This is a genomic window from Umezakia ovalisporum Ak1311, assembly GCF_029891685.1.
GTDB lineage: Bacteria > Cyanobacteriota > Cyanobacteriia > Cyanobacteriales > Nostocaceae > Umezakia > Umezakia ovalisporum.
Genome location: NZ_JANQDJ010000067.1, coordinates 77311 through 100668 on the forward strand (window position 1 = coordinate 77311; position 23358 = coordinate 100668).

At 42.9% G+C, this 23358-nt stretch carries 22 protein-coding genes and 1 pseudogene; 10 read left to right on the plus strand and 13 right to left on the minus strand.

The window, feature by feature from the left end; all coding sequences use genetic code 11:
• Positions 1-49 precede the first annotated feature (49 nt).
• From chlG to NWP25_RS12665, 3 genes are all read left to right on the plus strand, one after another.
• Positions 50-1090 carry a chlorophyll synthase ChlG gene (gene chlG, locus NWP25_RS12655; RefSeq protein ID WP_280649675.1) on the plus strand — a complete coding sequence of 347 codons (1041 nt, stop codon included), beginning with the start codon at positions 50-52 and terminating at the stop codon, positions 1088-1090.
• Positions 1091-1427: 337 nt separating this feature from the next.
• Complete coding sequence (locus NWP25_RS12660) at positions 1428-1715, plus strand: hypothetical protein (protein ID WP_280699542.1); 288 nt, start codon at positions 1428-1430, stop codon at positions 1713-1715.
• A 37-nt stretch (positions 1716-1752) separates the two neighbouring features.
• Positions 1753-2112, plus strand: coding sequence for a cupin domain-containing protein (locus tag NWP25_RS12665; RefSeq protein ID WP_280649677.1), 360 nt, complete (start codon positions 1753-1755; stop codon positions 2110-2112).
• A gap of 97 nt (positions 2113-2209) precedes the next feature.
• Here NWP25_RS12665 and NWP25_RS12670 read toward each other — a convergent pair whose 3' ends face one another.
• Together NWP25_RS12670 and NWP25_RS12675 are read right to left on the minus strand one after the other, a co-directional pair.
• A complete protein-coding gene (locus tag NWP25_RS12670; protein ID WP_280649678.1) occupies positions 2210-3025 on the minus strand; it encodes an inositol monophosphatase family protein in 816 nt (271 codons plus the stop codon).
• Positions 3026-3064: 39 nt separating this feature from the next.
• Positions 3065-4504 (minus strand): BCD family MFS transporter, encoded by a 1440-nt coding sequence (locus tag NWP25_RS12675; protein WP_280649679.1) that lies wholly within the window; start codon positions 4502-4504, stop codon positions 3065-3067.
• A 150-nt stretch (positions 4505-4654) separates the two neighbouring features.
• Here NWP25_RS12675 and NWP25_RS12680 point away from each other — a divergent pair, with 150 nt between their 5' ends.
• Positions 4655-5605: an aldo/keto reductase gene (locus tag NWP25_RS12680; protein ID WP_280649680.1), complete on the plus strand. Its 951-nt coding sequence runs from the start codon at positions 4655-4657 to the stop codon at positions 5603-5605.
• Between the two features lie 73 nt (positions 5606-5678).
• Here the strand turns inward: NWP25_RS12680 and NWP25_RS12685 are convergent, their stop codons facing one another.
• Entirely contained in the window at positions 5679-7208 is a 1530-nt protein-coding gene (locus tag NWP25_RS12685) for a DEAD/DEAH box helicase (RefSeq protein ID WP_280649681.1), read from the minus strand.
• A 250-nt stretch (positions 7209-7458) separates the two neighbouring features.
• Complete coding sequence (rimO, locus tag NWP25_RS12690; protein WP_280649682.1) at positions 7459-8787, minus strand: 30S ribosomal protein S12 methylthiotransferase RimO; 1329 nt, start codon at positions 8785-8787, stop codon at positions 7459-7461.
• 883 nt (positions 8788-9670) lie between these two features.
• Here rimO and btpA point away from each other — a divergent pair.
• Both btpA and NWP25_RS12700 read left to right on the plus strand, forming a co-directional pair.
• The gene (gene btpA, locus NWP25_RS12695; RefSeq protein ID WP_280649683.1) at positions 9671-10522 is read left to right on the plus strand and encodes a photosystem I biogenesis protein BtpA; all 852 of its coding nucleotides are present in this window, start codon (positions 9671-9673) and stop codon (positions 10520-10522) included.
• 87 nt (positions 10523-10609) lie between these two features.
• The gene (locus tag NWP25_RS12700) at positions 10610-11608 is read left to right on the plus strand and encodes a vitamin K epoxide reductase family protein (protein WP_280649684.1); all 999 of its coding nucleotides are present in this window, start codon (positions 10610-10612) and stop codon (positions 11606-11608) included.
• 232 nt (positions 11609-11840) lie between these two features.
• Here NWP25_RS12700 and nadB read toward each other — a convergent pair whose 3' ends face one another.
• Complete coding sequence (nadB, locus tag NWP25_RS12705) at positions 11841-13541, minus strand: L-aspartate oxidase (RefSeq protein WP_280649685.1); 1701 nt, start codon at positions 13539-13541, stop codon at positions 11841-11843.
• Between nadB and NWP25_RS12710 the strand changes: the two genes are divergently transcribed.
• Entirely contained in the window at positions 13541-13702 is a 162-nt protein-coding gene (locus NWP25_RS12710) for a hypothetical protein (protein WP_280699544.1), read from the plus strand. The two genes, nadB and NWP25_RS12710, sit on opposite strands and share 1 nt — an antisense overlap.
• On the opposite strand, the gene psbU is transcribed toward NWP25_RS12710, so the two are convergent.
• Complete coding sequence (gene psbU, locus NWP25_RS12715; protein ID WP_280649686.1) at positions 13693-14121, minus strand: photosystem II complex extrinsic protein PsbU; 429 nt, start codon at positions 14119-14121, stop codon at positions 13693-13695. The genes NWP25_RS12710 and psbU overlap by 10 nt on opposite strands.
• Before the next feature lie 370 nt (positions 14122-14491).
• On the minus strand, positions 14492-15274 hold the full coding sequence (locus tag NWP25_RS12720) for a DUF3120 domain-containing protein (RefSeq protein WP_280699545.1): 783 nt from the start codon (positions 15272-15274) through the stop codon (positions 14492-14494).
• A 234-nt stretch (positions 15275-15508) separates the two neighbouring features.
• On the opposite strand from NWP25_RS12720, the gene NWP25_RS12725 reads away from it, so the two are divergent.
• From NWP25_RS12725 to NWP25_RS12735, 3 genes are all read left to right on the plus strand, one after another.
• Entirely contained in the window at positions 15509-16474 is a 966-nt protein-coding gene (locus NWP25_RS12725; protein ID WP_280649688.1) for an undecaprenyl-diphosphate phosphatase, read from the plus strand.
• Positions 16475-16524: 50 nt separating this feature from the next.
• Complete coding sequence (locus NWP25_RS12730) at positions 16525-17865, plus strand: TIGR03279 family radical SAM protein (protein ID WP_280649689.1); 1341 nt, start codon at positions 16525-16527, stop codon at positions 17863-17865.
• 82 nt (positions 17866-17947) lie between these two features.
• A complete protein-coding gene (locus NWP25_RS12735) occupies positions 17948-18361 on the plus strand; it encodes a phosphomannose isomerase type II C-terminal cupin domain (RefSeq protein ID WP_280649690.1) in 414 nt (137 codons plus the stop codon).
• 80 nt (positions 18362-18441) lie between these two features.
• Here the strand turns inward: NWP25_RS12735 and NWP25_RS12740 are convergent, their stop codons facing one another.
• From NWP25_RS12740 to NWP25_RS12765, 6 genes and pseudogenes are all read right to left on the minus strand, one after another.
• Entirely contained in the window at positions 18442-19200 is a 759-nt protein-coding gene (locus NWP25_RS12740; protein ID WP_280649691.1) for a HEAT repeat domain-containing protein, read from the minus strand.
• Positions 19201-19366: 166 nt separating this feature from the next.
• Complete coding sequence (locus tag NWP25_RS12745) at positions 19367-19864, minus strand: GNAT family N-acetyltransferase (RefSeq protein ID WP_374914771.1); 498 nt, start codon at positions 19862-19864, stop codon at positions 19367-19369.
• A gap of 20 nt (positions 19865-19884) precedes the next feature.
• Entirely contained in the window at positions 19885-20112 is a 228-nt protein-coding gene (locus NWP25_RS12750; RefSeq protein WP_280649692.1) for a hypothetical protein, read from the minus strand.
• Between the two features lie 76 nt (positions 20113-20188).
• The gene (locus NWP25_RS12755) at positions 20189-20602 is read right to left on the minus strand and encodes an ABC transporter permease (RefSeq protein WP_280649693.1); all 414 of its coding nucleotides are present in this window, start codon (positions 20600-20602) and stop codon (positions 20189-20191) included.
• A complete protein-coding gene (locus NWP25_RS12760) occupies positions 20587-21879 on the minus strand; it encodes an AmpG family muropeptide MFS transporter (RefSeq protein WP_280649694.1) in 1293 nt (430 codons plus the stop codon). Before NWP25_RS12760 ends, NWP25_RS12755 begins: the two co-directional genes overlap by 16 nt.
• Positions 21880-22021: 142 nt before the next feature.
• Positions 22022-23209, minus strand: a pseudogene (locus tag NWP25_RS12765) (DNA phosphorothioation-associated putative methyltransferase); the annotation flags it as partial.
• Between the last annotated feature and the right edge of the window lie 149 nt (positions 23210-23358).

Consider the following 23358-nt stretch of genomic DNA (forward strand, 5'->3'; position numbering starts at 1 on the left):
TCCCTTTGCCTCCTCCCCACTTCCTACTTTCCATTCATAAGTCAGTCTGATGTCAGAATCAACTCCTACTAACCCTAATTCCCAACCAACAGAAGCTATGGCTTCTGTTTCACAGAATCAAGAAATCACCGCAGTTGACCACCGTAACGCCAAAACTCGCCAGTTGCTAGGCATGAAAGGAGCCGCACCAGGAGAAAAATCTATCTGGAAAATCCGCTTGCAACTGATGAAACCCATTACCTGGATTCCCCTGATTTGGGGTGTAGTGTGTGGTGCTGCTTCTTCGGGTAACTATACCTGGACTTGGGAAAATGTCTTGAAGGCAGCAGCTTGTATGCTTGTTTCTGGACCTTTACTCGCAGGTTATACCCAAACCTTAAACGAATATTATGACCGTGAAATTGATGCGGTCAATGAACCTTACCGCCCCATTCCCTCCGGCGCAATTCCCTTACCTCAAGTAACTACACAAATTTGGATTTTGTTAATCTTAGGAAATGTCGTAGCCTTCACATTAGATACTTGGGCAGGTAATCAATTTCCCACAATCACAACTATAGCTATACTGGGTTCATTTATTGCCTACATTTATTCAGCACCACCATTAAAGCTAAAACAAAACGGTTGGTTAGGTGGTTATGCTCTTGGTGCTAGCTATATGGCTTTTCCTTGGTGTACTGGTCATGCTTTGTTTGGCGAACTTAATTGGAAAATTGTGGTCATCACCGTGATTTATAGCTTGGCTGGTTTGGGTATTGCCATTGTCAATGATTTTAAAAGTGTCGAAGGCGATCGCCAGTTCGGATTAAAATCATTACCCGTAATGTTTGGTGTCACCACAGCAGCTTGGGTCTGTGCAGGGATGATTGATGTATTTCAAGCTGTGATTGCAGTTTATCTCATCACTATTCACGAAAACTTGTATGCAGCAATTTTGCTGTTGTTAATCATCCCACAAATCACTTTTCAGGATATGTATTTCCTGCGTGACCCTCTAAAAAATGATGTTAAATACCAAGCCAGCGCCCAACCATTCTTGGTCTTAGGAATGCTTGTAGCTGGTATAGCCATGGGTCATGCTGGCGTTTAACTAGATAGTCATGGTCCCTGAGTGGACTTACGCTATTCTTTAGAAAATACATCCCCACACCATGGGCCTTGCACCCAAGCTCAAATCAAAATAGCCCATGGAAAGGAGTTTTATTTTTTACAAACTATTTAAGCAATTTCCCGGTTTATTGTTTAAGCTAGTGGAACCCCTCCAGCAGCTACTAGTTACCAATTTGTTCCCATCATTCCAGAGAAAAGGGGTAAGGAACACAGTCTGCCAATTTGTCCCTCTGTAGTCAGAAGTTAGCAAGTAGGAGTTAGGAGTTAAGATACTTCTAACTCTGAATTTTAACTCTGAATTTTTATCAGGACTTACCGTGTTAGAATTGACAAATTTTTTCCTTCGTGGGACTCAACCATTATTAGTCCCTATTTGCTTTGTGACTGCTTGGACTGTAATTGTGCTCTTTGGTTGGAGTCTTTGGGTAGCAGCTCGAGATAGTGTCCACACAGCCAAGCAAATGCATCAAATTCCCTGTGCTAACTGCCAATTTTTTACTGACAACTACCGTTTGAAATGTACTGTACACCCATCTATTGCCAGCACAGAAGAAGCTATTGATTGTTCTGACTATCAACCAAAGACCAATCCTATGCTCTACTAGATAGGGAAGTTGAAAATTTTCAATCAAAAACCCACTGATGCTAGTTCAAAAACTTAACCACTGTCAAGAATTTATTGCTGGAGATAATACCATTCTGCGGGAACTGCTGCATCCCCATAAGCAGCCTCTGGCATTACGCTATAGCTTGGCTCATGCAACTTTACCTGTGGGGAAAACCTCTCAACCCCACTCACTTATTACTTCAGAAGTCTATTACATTCTGAGTGGACAGGGAGAAATGCACATCAACGACGAAGCTCAGACAGTTGAACCAGGAGACGCAGTGTATATTCCTCCCAATACACGGCAATTTATTCGCAATTCTGGTACCGAACCTCTGGTATTTATTTGTATTGTTGATCCCGCATGGCGTCAGGAAGATGAAACGGTTTATTAAAGTTTAACATCCCTTCCAAAAAAACAGACAAACCGACGAAGAACTGGGGCAGACTTAGTAGCCCCATCCTTTCATACTCTTTGTTTACTCAATATAATTAATTGATATTTTTTCTTAAACTTTCCAGAAACGGTGTAAACACTGCCACTAATTCCGGGCGACTCACCACAAGGGTGGGAAAAGAGCGATCGCTATAATCCTCCCCCGATAATAAAGGAAACGGTTCATTGTGGAGAGATATCCAACTACCACCAGCAGCCTGGACAATTACCCAAGCCCCGGCTATGTCCCAAACCTTCGGTGTGGCTTCAATACCACCTACCGCAGCTCCTGCCGCAACTGTGAGAAAGTTATAGCTAGCTACGCCCAGCATCCGAATTTTACAGGGAAAGCCCGGTTGAATCACTGAGGTGCTACGGGAACAGAGGTTAAAAAAGTGATTTTTACTGGGAGCATCACCACTGCTATGGATGAGCTTATGGTTAACAAATGCTCCTGAAGGCATTGTCAATCCTGATGAACCCACCCAGAAACCGTGAAAAGTTTGAGCCAGGGGTGGTACGTAAACATAACCAAAAACAGGAGTACCATGATACAGCAATCCCATAGAAATTGACCAAATGGGAAGACCCCTAGCAAAGTTGGTAGTGCCATCCAAAGGGTCTATGACCCAGCACCACTCAGTAACCGGAAAAACTTTGTTGCTTTCTTCGCTCAAAATGCCATGACCAGGAAAATGAGCGGTGATCCCCTCCTCAATTTCCTGATCTGCCCATTTATCAGCTTGTGTAACTAAACTACCATCAGCTTTTTGAGAAGCCTGCACTTGCCCAAAATCTTGCATCAGCTGCTGTGCCACTCTGGTGGTGGTTGTTTGGGCAAAGTCGAGAATTGTTGTCCAAAAATCATTCATGAATTAATTCTCGCCCAAAAGCGTTCCCTAACCAAGAAATCAATCTAAATCACTTTCTAACACAGAAGCCATCGCTTGTTTAGCACTGGTTTGAAATTCTTTAACGTTGACGCGGTTTAGGAACCAAATCGACACTACCATACCCACTGCTTCCAGAAAGAAAACCATTCCATAAGCTAGCTCTAAACTAGGTAAAAATTGACGGCCAACATCCAAAACAGTACCGCCCATCACTACAGCGATTCCCCTAGAGACAGATTGAGCTAATCCCCAAGCCCCAATAAAAGTACCTGCGGCCTCAGCTGCTGTGAGATCCAACATTAAACTAACGGCTGCAGTAGTTAAAAAACCGGTAGCTACACCAAACAATAACAAGCTGAATTTAAGAAAAGCTGGATTGGCTGTAAACCCTGATACGCCCAGCAATATTGCACATATCGCTACCATTACACAGCCTAGGCGTGCAGTTCTGCGCTTACCCAAATAAGGCACAACTAAAAAACCAGTGACAACATAGCCTATCAAGATACCCATACCGTAAAAAACATTCAATCTCGTGCTTTCCGCCAAAGACATCTTAAACACCTGACCACCATAAGGTTCCAAAATAGGGTCTTGCATAAATAAGCTGATGGTCATTACCAGCAAAAATGTGAAAAACAAACCTGTTTGCCGACTAGCTGTCAAAATTTTCCAAGCTCTACCCACACCAACGCTGTCTTCTCGATTCCTAGCGTCAGAACGACTAGAATATTGGGAATATTTTTTTTCTACACCTAATGTGGCAATGATTGCCAGGGCAAAAACCATAGCCGGAACCACAAAAAACAATCTGTTGACTGCTGTTTGTAAACTTTCTATGGGTCCTCCTGGAGTTAACTGTTTCAGTAAAATGGAACTAGTTATCCCCCCTACAATAATCCCCACCATCAGCATCGACCAAACAACACCAACGATTTGAGAACGGTTATTTTCTTGGGATATATCTACTAACAAAGCAGTAAAGGCCGTACTACTGGCACAAATTGCTAAACCATATATGGCAAAAATCAAAGATAGCAACCCTATCCAGCCGATTGTTTGGTTTGTCCATACCCAGCCGTTGTTGCTGTTAGCTGCTAAATTTAATTGCCACAATACTTGTATTGCTAAAAATGAAGCGATGGCAAATACTGCTGCTCCTACCCAAACATAAGCCGTACGATGGTAACCCCACATCGGTTTAAGGTCTGACATTTGACCGAACCAAATCCGGGCGGGTGAAACAAATGCAGGTAGTGCTAGTACTAAGGACACCAATGTTGCCGGAATTGCTATTTCTTGAATCATGACTCTGTTGATTACTCCCAGAATCAAGATTGACATCATGCTCAGTCCCATTTGAAACAAGCCCAACCGGAACATAGTGATTAAGTTCACTTGTACCACAGGCTGTAACTGACCTGATTCAGGATCGGGTAAAAAATTGCTAGTTGCCATTGCTACTTTAACCGCAAACACTACAGGATTTAGCCTTTAATTAACAATAAACCTTATCTTCACCAAGTCTGCCAATTTTCATGCAGTTAGCCAATGCCATAGCGATAAACTAGAAAAGTAAAGAAATGTAAATAAAATAAATATTCCCATATGGAAAGTATCGCAATAGGACAAAATGCCCTCACTGTTACACCCCTTTGTATTGGTACTTGGGCTTGGGGTGACAAAATATTTTGGAATTATGGCAATGGCTATGGTCAAGAACAATTACAAGAGGCTTTTGCAGCAGCATTAGAGGCTGGTATTACTTTCTTTGACACAGCAGAAATTTATGGTTTTGGGCTTTCAGAAGAATTATTAGGCAAATTCATGCAAACAGCCCAAAAACCTGTGCAAATGGCGACGAAATTTGGCCCTTTACCTTGGCGGTTTACAGGTCAATCTGTTTCAGATGCCTTAACCGAAAGTCTCAAACGCCTACAACGAGAACGCATTGAACTCTACCAAGTGCATTGGCCATTTGCCTTCTTTTTGAGTCAAGAAACCTTGATGAAAACCCTAGCCAATGAAGTGAAGCAGGGTAGAATTGCCACAGTAGGGGTGAGTAATTATTCAGCTACTCAAATGCGGGAAGCCCACCAAATATTGGCAGCCCAGGGAGTACCTTTAGCAGTGAACCAAGTGCGCTACTCCTTGCTGACCCGTCAAATTGAAAGCAATGGTATTTTGGCCACCGCTCGTGAGTTGGGTGTGACTATCTTGGCTTATAGTCCCTTGGCTCAAGGATTACTTACAGGTAAGTACACACCCGACCAAACTGAAATTCCCACTGGTGCGAGAACAATAGACCCGCGATTTAGTAAAGAAGGGTTACAAAAAATTGCCCCAGTAATTTCTTTACTCAATAGTTTGGGACAAAAGTACCAACGGACTCCTGCCCAAGTAGCCCTCAATTGGTTAATTGCTCAAGGGAATGTGATTCCCATTGTCGGGGTAAAAACTGCCGAACAGGTAAAACAAAATGCAGGCGCTTTGGGCTGGAGATTAAACAGCGACGAAATGGAGCAACTAGAACAAATTAGTGGTCCTTGGCTGAGTTGAAGTTATTAGTCATAAGTCTTTAGTAGATAGGTTTGACTAATAACTAATGACCAATGACTACCAACCAATGAGTTTATTCTCTAGCTGCATTTGAACCTAGCTTTTGATTGGTAGATGACACAGAAGCATCCCGGCGACTCCGGAGCTTAGGCTTTGGAGTACCTCGTCTGGTTTCATCTCCATCATTGCTGTCTGATTTGTTCCAAGAGGAACGGTTTCTGTCACCAGAAAGTTCTCCACTACGACGTTTGGCCAACTTGGGCTTGGAGGAGGGTGCATCGTCTTGGGGGTCTACCCCTGTTTGCAACCAAGCAGGACGAGTTTGATCATAAGCAATTTGTAATGCAGCAGCAGCGATGGCATGAGCATCATATTCTTGGCTCAGTTCACTGACTATGGACAAGAATGAAGCCAGGCGTTCCCCAGCTAAGGCTTCTTTGACCTGTCCTTGCAATTTTTGGATGTGTCGCGCTTCAATCTGAGCCCGTGTAGGAATTGACAGCAATTGCCAAGTTTGACGATTATGGCGCTCAAATGCTTGTTGTTTGCGCCGCTCAAAAGGTTGTACCAAAGAAATTGCTGTACCTTCTTTACCCGCACGACCAGTACGGCCAATGCGGTGAACATAGGTTTCGGCGCTATCTGGCAAATCGTAGTTAATTACATGAGAGAGTAGATCCACATCTAACCCCCGTGCAGCAATATCAGTAGCTACTACCCAGCGAACTTGACGATTACGGAACCGTGTCAATAGTCGCTCCCGTGCTTGTTGGGACAAGTCACCGTGGTATTCGTCAACGCTGTGACCAGCTGCTTGCAGTAGATTGGTGAGTTCTGCTGCTGTACGTCTCGTACGCACAAAGATTAAAGCTGTTTCTGGATCTTCCATTTCCAGAATTGGCTGTAATGCTTTAGCTTTTGTCCAGTGGCGGGGGATGAGATAAGCTACTTGGTTGATTTTGTTGGGTGTCGCTTTTGGCTGTTCAACGGTGACTGTTGCAGGGTTTCGCAAGAATTTATTCACAATCATGCGAATTGATGGTGGCATTGTCGCCGAGAATAAAGCGGTTTGCCGCTCTTTGGGGGCTTGAGATAAAATTTTAACTACATCATCAATAAAGCCCATGCTCAACATTTCATCGGCTTCATCTAAGACAAACCACTTTACTTGATCGAGTTTCAGACACCCCCGATCTAGTAAGTCGATCATCCGCCCTGGTGTACCCACAACCATGTGAACACCACGTTTGAGTTGCATCATTTGGCGTTCAATTGATTGACCACCATAAATTGCTAGAATCCGCAATCCCTCATTGCCTGCGAATTGGTTGATAGCATCGTGTACTTGAATTGCTAACTCACGGGTTGGAGCTAGTACCATTGCTTGTACGGCTTTTTGATTAACATCCAACCGCTCTAAAATTGGCAGGGAAAATGCTGCTGTTTTACCTGTTCCAGTTTGAGATTGACCCACCACATCCCGACCTGCTAGCAGTTGGGGAATGGCTTGAGCTTGAATATTAGTAGGTGTGGTAAAGCCGATTGTTTCTAATTGCTCAACACGTTTTTCTGAAATACCTAATTCTTGAAACGAAAGAGTCATTAATTCTCCTAGATTTTGTTTTTTTTAGTTTTAGATTTGTAAATCCGACGGCAGTTGCTTATAAACAGCACTTGCATTCAGTAGTCAGATTTAATGCCTGTGTGTGAAACCCTCGTCTGAGGAAGGGTCCCACGAGGAAAGAAAGTCAGCAATGCCCCAAGGGCTTGTCGTGACTTCTCTGTGGTGGAAACGCTGCGTCATAACTGGCGTGATGCAGGCATACGCAGTGCTTGGACTCACCCTGATGCCTCTACTTTGGGTAAGCATTGACAACTTGACCGTAGAGGTCGTATGTATCAGCTGTGTGGATCGCTACGGGCACGATGGTTCCTAATTTTGCCTCCCCATCGACATATACCTGACCATCCACTTCTGGGGAAAACCTAGCTGATCGACCTATGAGCTTTCCACTTTCAGGGTGTTCTTGTTCAATCAGGACTTCAACGGTTTTGCCGATTTCCTGTTGATTTTTTTTACCCGCAATTGGCCCTTGAAGCGCCATTAATCTATGCCAGCGCTCATCCATTAGTTCCTGGGGTAACTGATTGGGTAGCTTGTATGCGGGGGTTCCTTCTTCTGGTGAAAAGGTGAATACACCAACATGGTCAAATTCGTGTCGCTGGACAAATTGTAGTAGATGCTCAAAATGCTTTTCTGTTTCTCCAGGGAAACCAACTATAAATGTTGTCCTCAGTACGGCATTTGGTAGGGCTGCTTTGATGCGTTCAATAATCCCATCATTTACTCGTCCTTGCCAAGGACGATTCATGGCGCGAAGAATATCTGGATGAGAATGTTGCAGAGGCAAATCTAGATATGGTAAGACGTTATGGGTTTCTTTGATTGCCTCTATCACATCTGGGGTCAGCCCGGTGGGATATGCGTAGTGCATTCTTATCCACGGTACATCTACTCGACCCAGAGCATGAAGTAATTCGGCTAACTTTGGTTTACCATAGATATCTAAACCGTAATTAGTCGTAATTTGGGAAATTAAAATAATTTCCCGCACCCCTTCACTAGCTAGCTGCTCCGCTTCAGCAACTATAGATTCAATAGTACGCGATCGCTGGTTTCCTCGCAGATGGGGAATAATACAAAATGCACAACGATAATCACATCCTTCGGCCACCCGCAGATAGGCAACACCTTCGGTTGTAGTACGATAACGGGGTGTAGTTTCGTCGGCAATATAGGTTGGTTCTGAACTAACCTCTTTGACCTGTTCTCCTTTTTCTACACGCTCAATTACACTAACAATTTTGTGATAATCACCAGTACCTACTAATGCCACTGCTTCCGGCAACTCTTCCAATAACTGCTCTTGGAAGTGCTGCGCCATACAGCCAGTGATGACCACTTTTTTGTTCGCTTCTGCCAGTTCTACTAAAGTTCTGACAGATTCCTCTCTTGCTGCTTCTATAAAACTACAAGTATTAACTATAACGTAATCTGCTAACTCTTCATTTGTATCTACACCGTACCCTGCTTCTACAAGCAGTCCCAGCATATGTTCTGTATCAATTCGATTCTTCTCGCAGCCCAAGTGCGAAATTGCAATTGTTGGCTTTTCACCCATATTTTGAAAACATTTTCTGTTCTTTGTAGTCTGATATCCAAGCAGCTGCGATTTCGCTCCTTGTAATACACACCTTTATACAGTTAAGGCTAGAGTAACAGGTTTCAATTGCCAGCTACCACCTGGGGATCAATGACATGGGTGTTTTCCAGCCATGTTATGATATTTGTAGTATTTAGTCTATTTCCCAGGGTAAACTCAGTACCTTTCAGTACAATTGACACTTATATTTTTTTAACAAATTCTCTGTTGGTATTTTTCATTACCGCAGGGTGTCTGTTGTTAATTTACCCATCGGGAAGCTGCCCAAAGGGCTTGTTGTGAGAAGTCGCTACCCTCAGGGAAATCGCGCCCCCTGCGTGTATTTCTCCGCAGGAGTACGACACCACGCCGAATAAAGCAATAACGCTACCCTTATGCTTAGGCTTTGCCGACGAAGATACGCAGGGGATATGCCCAAGCCAGGGGAAGCTGCCTCGCCTCTTTTGAGTGGCAAACTCCTCTTCTAGCCTAGTTTTATCTTAACATATCTTAGGGGAGGTTTTACAATAATTTCCATCCCAAGGGAGAGGTAGTAAGACAACCAAGTTCAAACACATTGTGACTAGTTAGTTAAAAGTTAAGAGGATCCAGCACCACCAGCAGGTTCCCGGACTTGAGGTGACTGGCGTTCAATAGTCAATAGTCAAACAATTTTGAATTTTAGATTTGCGATTTTAGATTGACTGCACCTAGAAGGGAATACAAATTGCGGATTTTAAATTGAGGATTGTTGATTTGTGCCGCAGAAAAGCTGCGGGGCTTGAACCAAACAATGGCACAGTTAAACAAATTCTAGACTCTCGACTGGTGAACACTAGACCCCACAAAGCGGATTAAAGACGTGGACTTATATCAGGTATTTAAAACTCGATCACCGATTATTGGCGTGGTTCATCTACTTCCACTGCCCACCTCGCCCCGTTGGGGAGGAAATCTCAAAGCGGTAATTAACCGTGCCGAACAAGAAGCAGTAGCCCTAGCCAGTGGCGGGGTAGACGGCATTATTGTAGAAAACTTTTTTGACGCACCGTTTGCCAAAAACCAAGTAGACCCGGCAGTTGTAACTGCTATGACTGTGGTGGTACAAAGAATCCAAAATTTGGTGACTTTACCCATAGGTTTAAATGTTTTGCGGAACGATAGCAAAAGTGCAATGGCCATTGCAAGCTGCGTGCGAGCAGAGTTCATTCGTGTCAATGTTTTGACAGGGGTGATGGCCACTGACCAAGGATTAATTGAAGGAGAAGCCCATGAATTACTCCGTTATCGGCGAGAATTGGGCTGCGATGTCAAAATTATCGCTGATGTGTTGGTAAAACACGCTCGTCCGTTGAGTTCCCCAAATCTCACAGTTGCCGTGAAAGACACAATTGAAAGAGGTTTAGCAGATGCAATAATTTTGTCCGGATGGGCTACTGGTAGCCCCCCTAACCAAGAAGACTTGGAACTAGCTTGTGGTGCGGCAAATGGAACTCCAGTTTTCATTGGTAGTGGGGCTAATTGGGAAAATATTGCTACACTGATGCAGGCGGCCAATGGTGTAATTGTTTCTAGCTCGCTCAAACGCCACGGTCGAATTGAGCAACCAATTGACCCGATTCGCGTCAGTCAATTTGTGGAAGCCGCCCGTAGTCGTGGAAATTCTCCAGGTGAGATTCAGTCTGTTTCTGGCCCTATGAAAATACATTCCTAGGGGACTGAACAAGTCAAAAGTCAAAGAAGTACAGTCTTGGCAATGACTAATGACTAATGACCAATGACCAATGACCAATAGTAATTTATGATTCGCCGCCGTTCTACTCCTTGGATTCACAAATGGTCGCGTCCATTGATTGCCGCGATCGCAGGATTTGGTGCCTTAACAACAGGTTATATCACCGTACAAAAGCTCACAGGAGGTAGTGCAGCTTGTGTGGCCGAAGCCGGCGCTAAAAGCTGTAATGATGTACTTTCCAGTCCTTGGGCAACCATACCAATTTTTGGCGGTCAGCCACTAGCTTTGTTTGGGTTTTTGGCCTATGTGAGTATGATGATTTTGGCTGTTGTTCCCTTAGTATGGAAACCCAGTGACAAAAATAGCCTTAAACAACTGGAAAACTCGACTTGGTGGTTGCTGTTGATAGGATCCATGGCCATGTCTGTTTTCAGTGGCTATTTAATGTACTTGCTGGCATTTCAAATCCAAGCCTTCTGTTATTACTGTATTGCATCTGCTTTTTTCTCTGTAAGTCTTTTAGTCTTGACGATTATCGGTCGTCTTTGGGAAGACATCGGGCAAATCTTTTTTACCGCTATTATTGTCGGGATGATCACCCTAATTGGTACTTTAGGTGTCTATGCTGGGGTCAATCCATCAGGTGCGACATCAGACTCAACTCCTGGAGAACCTCAAAAAATTAACTTTACTGCCAAAGAACAACCCAATCCTGCCTTTGGTTGGGAAATTACCACCACTTCCGGTGAAGCAGAAATTGAACTAGCACGCCATCTGTCCACCACGGATGCTAAGGAATATGTTGCCTATTGGTGTCCTCACTGCCACGAACAAAAACAACTCTTTGGTAAAGAAGCTTACCAGATTCTTCAAGACAATCAGATTACGGTGGAGTGTGCTGCTGATAGCCCTAAAGGTCAACCAAAAGTTTGTCAAGCAGCGAATATTACAGGCTTCCCCACTTGGATTATTAATGGTAAATCCTATAGCGGAGTCCAAAACCTTGACCAACTAGCAAAAATTTCTGGTTATACAGGTTCCAGAAACTTCAAGTATTTCAAATAATTACTGACAATTAGTCTTGTTTTCCATTAAAACTCGCGTTCAACATAGTCAACTGGTTGAGCTGTGGCCATATCATCTCCCAGTTGACTTTTTTTGCTATGGAATCCCAGTTACTTTGTGTCTTCGGTTGGAGGTGCGCCACATAGAAGATTTGTAAAGGCAAGATATTTTTTCTCTAGGTAGCTATTGATACGACAACAAGATTGTATTGAAATGTAACCTCTTTAGGAAGTTAATTTTTTAAAATCAGAGATTTCTGCCAGTGGCCTTTTTGTACCAAGGTGTGGAGTTGCCAATCAGGATCTGGTTGAGGATAGTCTAGGCGATAATGTCCCCCACGGCTTTCAGTTCTAAACGCCGCACTTTTGAGAATTAAATACCCTACATCAAGTAAATTACGGGTTTCTGCCCAGAGTCGCAATTGCCGTTCTACATCTGGTATGTCTAAACTAACTGGTTCCTTAGGACTTAAATCGAGTAAAAATTGACTCAAAGGCAAAGCGGAAAAATCTTGTTGCCAAGATTCAACAGTAGCTATCGCATCTGCCAAACCTGACTGTTCCCGACAAATCCCCGCACTTTGCCAAACTAAACGCGGTAACTTGTCTCTAATTTTTTCTAACTGCGTTTTTTGGGTTTGCCATTCATCAACATCCGCACTAAATTGTCTGAATGGCAATGTTTGTATTTCTGAGGTTCCCATGGTGTCTGGAACAGATGGTGTTATGTCTGGCAGTTCAATATTAGCCATCTGTGCTCCAAACACAATACATTCCAGCAAAGAGTTACTGGCCAAACGATTAGCCCCATGCACTCCAGTGCTGGCGGTTTCTCCCACTGCGTATAAACCGGCAATACTCGTGCGATTCATCAAATCAGCAACAATACCACCCATCCAGTAATGGGCAGCAGGGGCCACAGGAATGGGTTCATGGAAGACATCAATACCCCAATGTTGACAAACTTTAACAATGTTGGGAAAGCGATGACTAATTCTCTCAGGGGGTATGGGGCGCATATCCAGCCAGACATGGGCAGTGGCAAGATCCATGGCGGTGCGTTTGAGATGGCTAAAAATAGCTCTACTAACTACATCTCTCGGCGCTAGTTCACCGGCAGGATGATAGTCAAAAGCAAAGCGCCGCCCTGTGTCATCAACAAGGTGTGCGCCTTCGCCGCGTACAGCTTCACTAATCAGAAAATGGTCTGCACCAGGTTTAGTCAGGGAAGTGGGATGAAATTGCACAAATTCTAAATCTCGGAGAATAGCCCCTGCTCGATGGGCGATGGCTACTCCATCACCCGTACTGACAGCTGGGTTAGTGGTTTGGGCAAATACCTGACCACCTCCACCGGTGGCTAAAACCACGGCAGAGCTTCTAATCCATGTGATTTTACCTTGATAAAATAAACTGATTCCCTGACATCTTCCTGTTTGGGGTTCTAGCCATAAATTCAAAGCCAAAGCTTGCTGGATAACTTGAATGTTTGGGCGGCGCAGTACTTGTGCTGCCAGGGTAGTGGTAACTTCTCTACCTGTAGTATCGGCAGTGTGGAGAACGCGATGACGAGAATGAGCGGCTTCCAAGGTTAAAGCTAAACCTTGACCGTTACGGTCAAAAGCTACTCCCAAGTTAACCAGGGATTGAATACACCGCGGGGCTTGTTGGGCTAGGAACTCTACCGCCTGGCCATCGCATAAACCCGCCCCTGCTTTCAATGTATCTTCAATGTGTAATGAAGGCGAGTCTTCTGGGGCTACGGCCGCAGCAATGCCTCCTTGGGCCCAATCACTGGCGGACAAAGACAAAGTTTCTTTGGTGATCAAGCCGACTCGCAAGTTTTCTGGTAGACACAGTGCTGTGTAAAGTCCAGCAGCGCCAGCACCGACTACTAACACATCAAATTCACTAGAAATATCTATTTGAGCCAATGTCAAACTATTTTGAATTTTGGATTTTTGATTTTGCTAAGACTCCACCAATAAATCTCACAGATGTTAGCATCAACGAACTATTGGTGATTGGGCTATGGATGGACAAGGGGATCATCCCCCATTGCCCCATGCCCAATTTACTTGTTATTTATCTGTAGATACCGTTGTTAAAGCGATCATCCCCTTCGTTAAAAACAGTTTCTGATTTGGTCACAGCGAAGTTCTCGAAGTTACCTTTCAAAGTTTCTTTTTGGCGATCGCTTAATCCGGGGATTTCCAAGACATCCTCTACTTTGCTATAAGGAGCATTGAGTATAATTTTCCTCGCTAAAGTGGGGTATAGCCCTGGGTACTGTTGAAAAGCTCGGATGTTGGTATTATTCAAATCAATTTTTTTACCGAATTCTGTTCCTAACTTAGCGTCAGCTCTATTCTGTCGCGAAATTTCCGAAACTGGAACTTCTGCAAAAGTAATACTGTTGATACTGGCTGCTGTGGCTATGTGAGTTGTTCCCAGCCATCCCCAACAACCCAGCACCAAGCTAAATACTGTTAATAAACGCACCAATGTTTTCACGATTTTTCTCCTTGTTTCTATAAGACTGAAATCATGACGTTAAGCCAAATACTATCAACTCTAAGCTGAATTGACACTAATGAGGTAAAGCACACCCATCAACACTGTGAACTTCTATTTAGTTTTTCCCTGAAAAAGAACAAGTTGAGTGTGACTACATCCCGGCTTCTTCACCTTGAGTTAATTGCTGATAGCTTAGTCAACACACAGCAGTGATCAAAAACTAATATACAGCGTATCAATACCCACAATGTTTGCTGGTTATGGGTTTGATACTATTTTTACAAAAAGTTATCTCTTCACAGCAGATAGTTGAGAAAAATTATTTATTACGTATTTTTTTCATACCATACTTATGTTGATTCAATTTTTAGGCTGCACTTGCAGCTATCAAGAACAGGCTATCTACCAAAATTGTACTTAATACTGCACCACTAAATGCGTACCAATGTTTTGATTTTGTACGTAAAGGTAATACTCCTGCCGTTAACAGCAATATGCCCAAAACTACTCCCCATCCTTGCCCCCATGGTGTTTGTACTTGCATTAAAGCAGATTGTAAAATTGGTGACACACTATCAGGTTCTACTTGCATAATTTGCCGCCAATAGGGCATCAAGTTTACTAGATAAAAATATACATCTGTCAAAACTGTACCGAGTAAAGAACCTAAATAAAACCAGTTACCAACTTTGCCCCAATTCCTAAGGAGACACCAACAAGCAAATGGTAGACCAATAGACTCTATCGGTAAATGCCACAAAGGTTCCCAACGTAGCCAACCCCAGTAAATCGCTCCTGCTAACCAACTCCAGCTAAAACCAAAGAGTATATCTCCCCAAATATAAGTTTTAGGACTGGACATTAAGGTAAAACTCAGCCAAACCCACAATACTGTGCTCACCACACTCAGAACTGGTAGCGAGCGCACCAATGGCGCTTCTATAAATACTGGTACTGATACCAGAAACACCGCCGCCGCAAATACTAACCAAATTTGTCGTGCATCTGTAGATATGGCTATGGAAGGAGATAAGGCAAGAAGTGTAGATTCTAATTCCCTAATGTTCTTTGGCTTAACTTCTGGTGCGGGTAAATCAGTGTTGATCACAGTAGTAGCAGTGGTGTGGGAAGACAAAATGTTATTAATCAAAGATTTTAATATTTGTTACTAAAGTTTACTTTATTTAAGATATCACACTTAAAATCCCCCCCAGGGGCATTTTTATTTTACTGAGATTTTGCCTAGAGTGGGGACTGGTAGAGAAAAATTTTCTTTATCTATGTCCATACCAACCGGGTAGTTTCTGAGGTTATTTTCCTGGAAGATCATCCAGAGGGGTGTTTGTGTAATTGGTTGTAGTCGAAGCGATCGCAGGTTAATTAAATGGCTTTATCAAAACGTCAATGGTTCATACTTTTAAGCACAGCATCTGCTATTTGCTCAATTGCAGCAGTTCCTACAAAAGTTTTAAGCAGTGAACCTCATCCAGGTTTGGACGAGGTACAGCAACAAATGAATATCTTGCAAGCTATTTTTTTAGGCTTTGTGCAAGGAATGACTGAATTTCTCCCCATTAGCAGTTCAGCACATTTAAAAGTTGTGCCGGTAATGCTGGGTTGGGGCGATCCGGGGGTAGGTTTCACGGCCATTATTCAGCTCGGTAGTATTGTCGCTGTGCTGTGGTATTTCTGGGATGACATGACACAAATTATCAAAGGAGCAATAAAAGCCATCACCCTGAAAGACTACGAAAGCCATGACTTCCAGCTATTTCTGGGAATTATTTTGGGAACAATGCCCATAATTATCTTTGGACTCTTAATTAAAAGATTTATCCCGGACTACGATAATTCACCCCTAAGAAGCCTAGCAGCCATCGCCATTGCGTCTATATTCATGTCCCTACTATTGGGATTAGCAGAAAAAATCGGCAACCGTCAACGAGACTTTCAGCATCTTTCCCTCAAAGATGGGCTATGGATGGGGTTAGCCCAATCATTGGCATTAATCCCTGGTGTATCTCGTTCAGGTTCTACTATCACAGGTGGGCTATTTATGAGCTTAGAACGAGAAACAGCCGCAAGATTTTCGTTTTTGTTAGGAATTCCCGCCATAACCATAGCAGGATTAGTAGAGTTAAAAGATTTCTTAGAAATAGGCGTAGCTAATGTAGCTATGGTTCCTATGGTTGTGGGAGTAATTTCATCTGGGATATTTTCATATATGGCGATCGCTGGGTTGATACAATTTCTCAAAACCCAAAGCACATGGGTATTTATTTGGTATCGTCTAATTTTTGGTGTAGTCATCTTAGGTGCTATCAGCACCGGGTTGTTGAAAAATAGTTAATAGTCATTGGTCATTGGTTTTCCTCATTCCCCAGTTGTCAGTTACTTCTTATGTCTACCATCCATCCTGCTCAAATTACTAAAGTATTACCCGATTCCATAGCTGCAGAAATAGGCTTTGAACCTGGGGATGCTATAGTTGCCATTAACGGCACAAAACCCCGTGATTTAATTGATTATCAATTTTTATGTGCAGATGAATTTCTGGAACTAGAAGTTTTAGACACGGCTGGTAAAACTCATCATATTGAAATTGAAAAAGATTATGACGAAGACCTGGGGCTAGAATTTGCCACAGCCCTATTTGATGCTTTAATTCAATGTAATAACCGTTGTCCATTTTGCTTTATTGACCAGCAGCCACCAGGTAAGCGTTTTAGCTTGTACTTAAAAGACGATGATTACCGTCTCAGCTTTTTATATGGTTCGTACTTAACTCTGACTAATTTGTCTGCAAGAGAATGGGAGCGTATTGAACAAATGCGCTTATCTCCCTTGTTTGTTTCTATTCATGCTACAGAACCTGAAATCAGAATTAGACTGCTGAAAAATCAACGTGCAGGACAAATCTTGCAACAAATTAAATGGTTTCAAGACCGAAGACTGCAAATTCACGCCCAAGTAGTCCTTTGTCCCGGTATAAATGATGGTCAACACCTAGAACAAACCCTCAAAGATTTAGCCTCTTTTCATTGTGGTGAAGTACCTGCTGTTGCATCAGTAGCGGTAGTTCCAGTAGGCTTAACAAGATTTCGTCCACAAGAAGACGAACTCATCCCTGTAACTAGGGAAAAAGCTCAAGAAGTTATTTCCCAGGTGAAAACTATCTCCCAGGAATTTCGCCAAAAATTCGGTTCCGGTTTTGCTTGGTTAGCCGATGAATGGTTTTTGATTGCAGGTGAAGAATTGCCCGGGGAAGCGGAATATGAAGAATATCCGCAAATCGATAACGGTGTAGGTTCTATTCGTTTATTTATTAAGCAATTTACATCTATAGCCTCAGAATTATTACCGGCAAAGCTTAATTATCCAAAAAAATTAACTTGGGTAGTTGGTAATGCGGTAGAAAAAGCATTTCAACCCATTGTACAACGTCTAAATGTTGTTGCGGGCTTACAAGTAAATATGGAGGCTTTATATAGTGATTACTGGGGGCAAAATATTACTGTTACTGGTTTAATTACAGGGCATGATTTACTTTTCCATCTCCAAGGAAAAGATTTAGGAGATGGAATTTTGTTGCCAAAAGTTATGCTAAAACATGGTGAATTAGTATTTTTGGATGATATGAGTGTTGCAGAAGTAGCTCAAAAACTCAAGACAGAAATCTTCCCAGTTGCTGGCATTGAAGAGTTGATAAATACTTGTATTTCTGAAGTTTTTATTGCTTAATTGGCATCAAAAAAGCTGGATTATTAATTTTAAATAGGCTAAATTACTATTTGATATTGATAGTTATCTAGTTGAGAAACTTATGTCTCATAATAAAAATAATATTCAATCGAATATTAATAAATCTTCTTCACGTTCAGGAGAAACATACTGGGGTAATGTAGAGGTTATGAAAGAGGGGGAAAGCTACAGAATTAGTCCTGTAGAAATCAAGCCTAGACATGCCATTAGACCACAAATCCATTATCACCGCAATGAACATTGGGTTGTGGTCTCTGGTGTAGCAAAAATAACTTGTGGAACAGAAGAAAAGTTACTGAATCGAAATGAATCAACTTTTGTTCCCACAGCTACTCTCCACAAGGTGGAGAACCCAGGACAGATTCCTCTGGTTATTTTAGAAATTCAAAATGGTGAGTATTTGGGTGAGGATGATACCGAAAGACTCTATGAACTGAATGTAGTCAAGCCTGGAAGGGACACTAAAAAAGTTTAACAACATCGGCGCAAGTCCCCATCTATAAGAATGTTGGGTGATGCTCAAGGGGGATGTTTCAGCAGCTTATTTGCAGTAGTTCACAACCATCCTTCTTGTTCTAGAGTTTCAATCAACTGCAAACCACGAGGATCACCTACGCCTAATAAGGAAGCTTTGGAGTCTTCCCGGACTCCCAAATCTTTGTCTTCGGCAAAGGCTTGAATGAGGGCATCGATGGCTGTGGCATAAACTATATTAGATGGCAATTCTCGGCACAATTGCCCAATTGTCCAAGCGCAGTTACTCCGCACAGCTGCCACTGGATCTTGAACTAAGGCTTCAATTAGTGGTGGTATAGCTCTCACAACAGCTTCATAACCCACATATGCCATCTGCGCTAAGGCACTAGCAGACCATAAGCGCACTGCGGAAATATCGGTTCTTAAAGCATCTGCTAAGGGCGCTAGAGAACGGCGATCGCGACAGTTTCCTAAAGCCCAAACTACACCCTTACGCACATAGCCATTCCAGTCTTTGTTTAGTTGCACAATTAAGGGTTCTACTGCCTCCAGGCTGGGATTGCGTCCAATTGCATAGGCAGCACTTACCCTCACCAAGGGACAGTTATCAGTTAACAGGCGAATTAAATTGGGGATAGCCCGTGTATCTTGAATATCACAAAAAGCACGAGCGGCTAGCATCCGTTGCTGGGGTTGATGATTTTCCAAAAGAGCTAGCATCACCTCTGGATCAGGCTTTGCCACTTCAGATTCAGCATTTACGGCTGCTATGTTATCTAGGGGGCTTTCTAGCTCCACCTCGGCATCAAGTAAGCTTAACTCTTCTTCGTCATACATATATCATTTAAATACCCTAGTGGGATTTAATTGAACCCCCATGCTAATCAATCAGAAACTGATAAACATTAGCTAAACTATTGTACACTTAATCGACACTGGAGATTCCTAGCTCGGAAGTGTGAGGATATTTATCTGTTATTGATGTTGGGGCAAAAAAAATAGTTTATGTATCACCTGATTGATTCCTATGCAAGGATTTCACCATCCATAAAGATTGGGTTTGATAACCTAAGTGATTGTAAAGATTTAAGGCTCCTGGGTTAGATGTAAAAACTTGCAAGCCAATTTGGCCATCGCCTCTTTCAATTGCCCAATTTTCCACATAGTTCATCAAGGCCGTACCAATCCCCCGCCGCCTATGTTCTGGCACAACGTAAAGGAGAAAAATGTGAGCATGGCGATAGCCCTGTACTTGGTCTATGGCATTTCCTACCCAAACACAGGCCACGGGGCTCTTGGGGGAATCTCTCTCACCCAAAAGCTCTACCCACCACAGGGGCGTATCCTCGCAGAAATATTGCTCAACAGTGCGCGCTAGATGACTAAAATCTTGCCGTGGAAATAGATCCTGGTAAGTTCTTTGCATGAACTTTACTAGCAGGAATCGCTCTAGTATTGAACCGCGACGAATATGGTAGCCCGGTAGCAGTTGCTCAGACAAACTCTGTTTCCGTTTTCTTGTTATTTTGTCCCCAGGGTAAGCAAAGAGAAGGAGAGCGACCCAGGTTGTGCCAGGGAAAATAATTCTTCCTGCCCATCTCCCCATCTTCCTATGTCCGCATTTTCTTCAATGGGTGCCGGTGCTGCCATATCAGAGGGTAAAAAAATGCGGGCACTGACTGCCACTAGGGCTAATGAAAACACCAACACTGCTAGTAGTGGGGCAATGTATTGACGAATAATGACCATTATGAGTACTTGTGTGAGAATTTAGGTGAAGTTTTATAAACTTTTCTTGACTTATTTTAGCTACTTTTGAGCATTGTTAACGTTGATCGCGTTCCAAGTCATCGATTACTCTTTCGCAATACCAGTTTTCTGGCATTTCCGGATAGTTGACCTTTGCCTGATCAATTAATCGCTCGGCTGCTGCAATGTCACCTCCTAGCTTGGCAATTAGTTGGTTTTTCAGATGGTTATCGGGTATTTCCTCCTTGATTGGCTCCTGTACCTGCTTTGCTCTCTGTTGTGGTACTGCTTGTAATTGTTCTCTTCGTAGCTGCCAGAATAAAAGGTAGTAGAGTGTACCAAAAATTAAAATCAGGCTGAATGTGCCGAACAGAGCTACTCGGTTAAACGCTAAAAATCCTAAAACTAACTGTGAGAGAACATAGCCAAGTAACAAGCCAGTGATTAAGAGAATAAATGTGCCGACAATAATAACTACTTGGTTCCCCATAAATCCTCGTCGTCTTCTTCAAGTCCTGGTCTGGATATTGCCACTGGTTTAGGGTTCCAAGGGGCAAACAATGGTAATAGAAGTAGTCCAGGGATAGCAGCGACCATACTAATAATGAAAAATAAAGGCCAACCTGTGCTTTTTGCTAAAGTGCCTGCTGGGGCAACTAGAACGTCACGACTGACAGCCATAAAACTTGATAATAAAGCATATTGGGTGGCAGAAAAGCGCTGGTTACACATATTCATTAAAAATGCCAAAAATGCTGCTGTTCCCAAGCCACCACAAAAGTTTTCGATGTTGATTGTTATTACTAGAGCTTGGTAGTTTTGGCCCACGTTGGCTAACACATAATAAGCTAAATTACTCACTGCTTGCAAAGCACCAAATAACCAAAGTGAGCGATTGACACCAATTTTACTCAAAATCACGCCACCCGATAAAGTGCCAACAATGGTAGCAATTAGCCCCATACCACCTTGAATTGTCCCGATATCGGTTTGGCTGAATCCAGTTTGTAATAAGAACGGTGTAGACATATTGTTGACAAAGGCATCCCCCAGTTTATACAAGACGATAAACACCAGGATGAAAATGCCTTGGATGACACCCTGGCGCTGGAAAAATTCCCCAAAAGGTAAAATTACGGCAGCAGCTAAAGATTCTGGTGGGCTTGCTTCTTTGGGTTCCGGTGCAAATAACGTGCCCAGAATGCCAATAACCATGCCCAAGGACATCAATATATAAACAGATGGCCAAGGTAAATAGTCAGCCAAGATTAATGCCAAAGAACCTGTGAATAAAAGTGCTATGCGATAACCTAAGACGAAAACAGCCGCACCTGCTCCCAATTCTAATTTTTCTAGAACATCGGTGCGGTAGGCATCAGCAGCAATGTCTTGACTCGCACTTAAAAAGGCGATGGCCACAGCATTGATCGCTAGAAGTTCTAGTGCTTGTTTGGGTTGTTGACAAGCCATGAGAGCGATGGCAATCAATAGCCCAATTTGAAGGGTAAGTAACCAGCCCCGTCGCCTACCTAAAATTGGCACCGTAAACCTATCCAGCAAAGGCGACCAGATAAATTTTAAGGAGTAAGGTAAACCCACAAGGCTCAATAAGCCAATGGCGGTTAAATCCACCTGTTCTACAGTCATCCAAGCTTGCAGGGTTCTACTGGTCAAGAACAATGGCAGACCGGACGAAAAACCTATGAATGTCAAAGTTGCCATTTTGGGGCTAGCGAAAACTTTCAGCAGGGATTGCACTGGATTCATCTTGTCAAGGTTTCTTCTCAATCTTGTGAATTGCAGTTATCTTGCCATAACTGCTGTCACATTCTACGCAAAGATAGAAATTTGCCCAGGTTGTCGCCACTGAGATCATCAACAGTTATGGCCTCACGGCATAAGTAATTTCTTAATTTTCTTTCATTTGCTCAACCTGATGACCGTTAATTTTTACCCCGTGTGCAGCGAGACATTTTTCCCAACCAACACGAGTACCGATGTCACTTTTGTGTTTGAGTAGTCCTAATTGCTGTTCTTGTTGGGTGAGTTGAGCAAATTCTTTGTAAAGTGGGTAATTGGCAGTGACAAAATTTTCTTTGCGGTGCAAAATTGGCGGATTAGCTCTATCTGCATAATCACGGTGAGTTATGTATAAACTTTGTAAATTAACATTGATACTGGCTTTTAAAGCTGGATGGGGATCACTGTCAAATTCTGGGTAGAACAAATAGGATATTTGCGGTTTGTCAATGTGATACTTGATTAATGTAGCTCCATCTACCCGGCCAATGGTGCGGCTAGCACAGCTTTCATAAATCCGTAGTAAAGGGTCAAGTTCTGCTATTGCGGAAACATGAACGTAAAGTGCGCTAGGGGTATGTTTGCCAATTTTGCTTTTTTCACAAGCTGTTTGCACAACTTTGGGATTACCTAAGCTAAATAGCTTTTGGTCGGCTACTTCACAAGCTTCTTCATAGCTGCCGAAAAAGGCTTTGATGTCATAACGCATTTCTGGCGCTAGTTTCTGCCAAGTGGGACGTTGTTCAAAGTGGGTTAGTGCCAGATACACTTGGATATCTAGAGAGCGACGGTAAGCGATGGCATCCCATTCTGCTTCATCGGTAGCTTGTAAAACTACATTAAAAGCGCGGCGAAAGCTACCAAATTCACTCAGTAATTCTTGTTGATTTGTTAACTCACCTCTAACGGGTAGTCTACCACGTTTAGTAAAAAAATCCATCAGTGGTTGTAGTTGTTCTTGGTAGTCTTCAAACCGCTTGCTGGGGACACGAACTTTTGGTGTAGCAGTGCTAGAAAAAAAACGGATGGCTTTAAAACTTTCTTTGGCTGCATCATCACGGAAAACAAAATACACGCCTAGTGATACTGGTACTGCATCTACATTTAGTACTTTGTCTATGTAATTTTTTAGTTCTTCTTGTTCGTAATATTTCTGAAAAGTGTTGCGGCGAGTGACAATACCATCACTGTAAGCCAGTTGTGTCTTACTTGGGGCATTAATTAATACTTGTGCTGCAACAATTAAAACCTGTTGAGTCAGTTCCCAAGCATGAATGAGACTTTGCGAGCGTTCTTCTTGGTTTTATTAAACTAAGCCAGTCAGTCACCCAACGGACTCGTCTTCAAAACCGTACGTGAGACTTTCGCCTCATACGGCTCCTCAATGACATGGTTCTTGTCATGAATACCCCTTAGACTACCAGCATTGGCAGTCTTTTCGCCGTG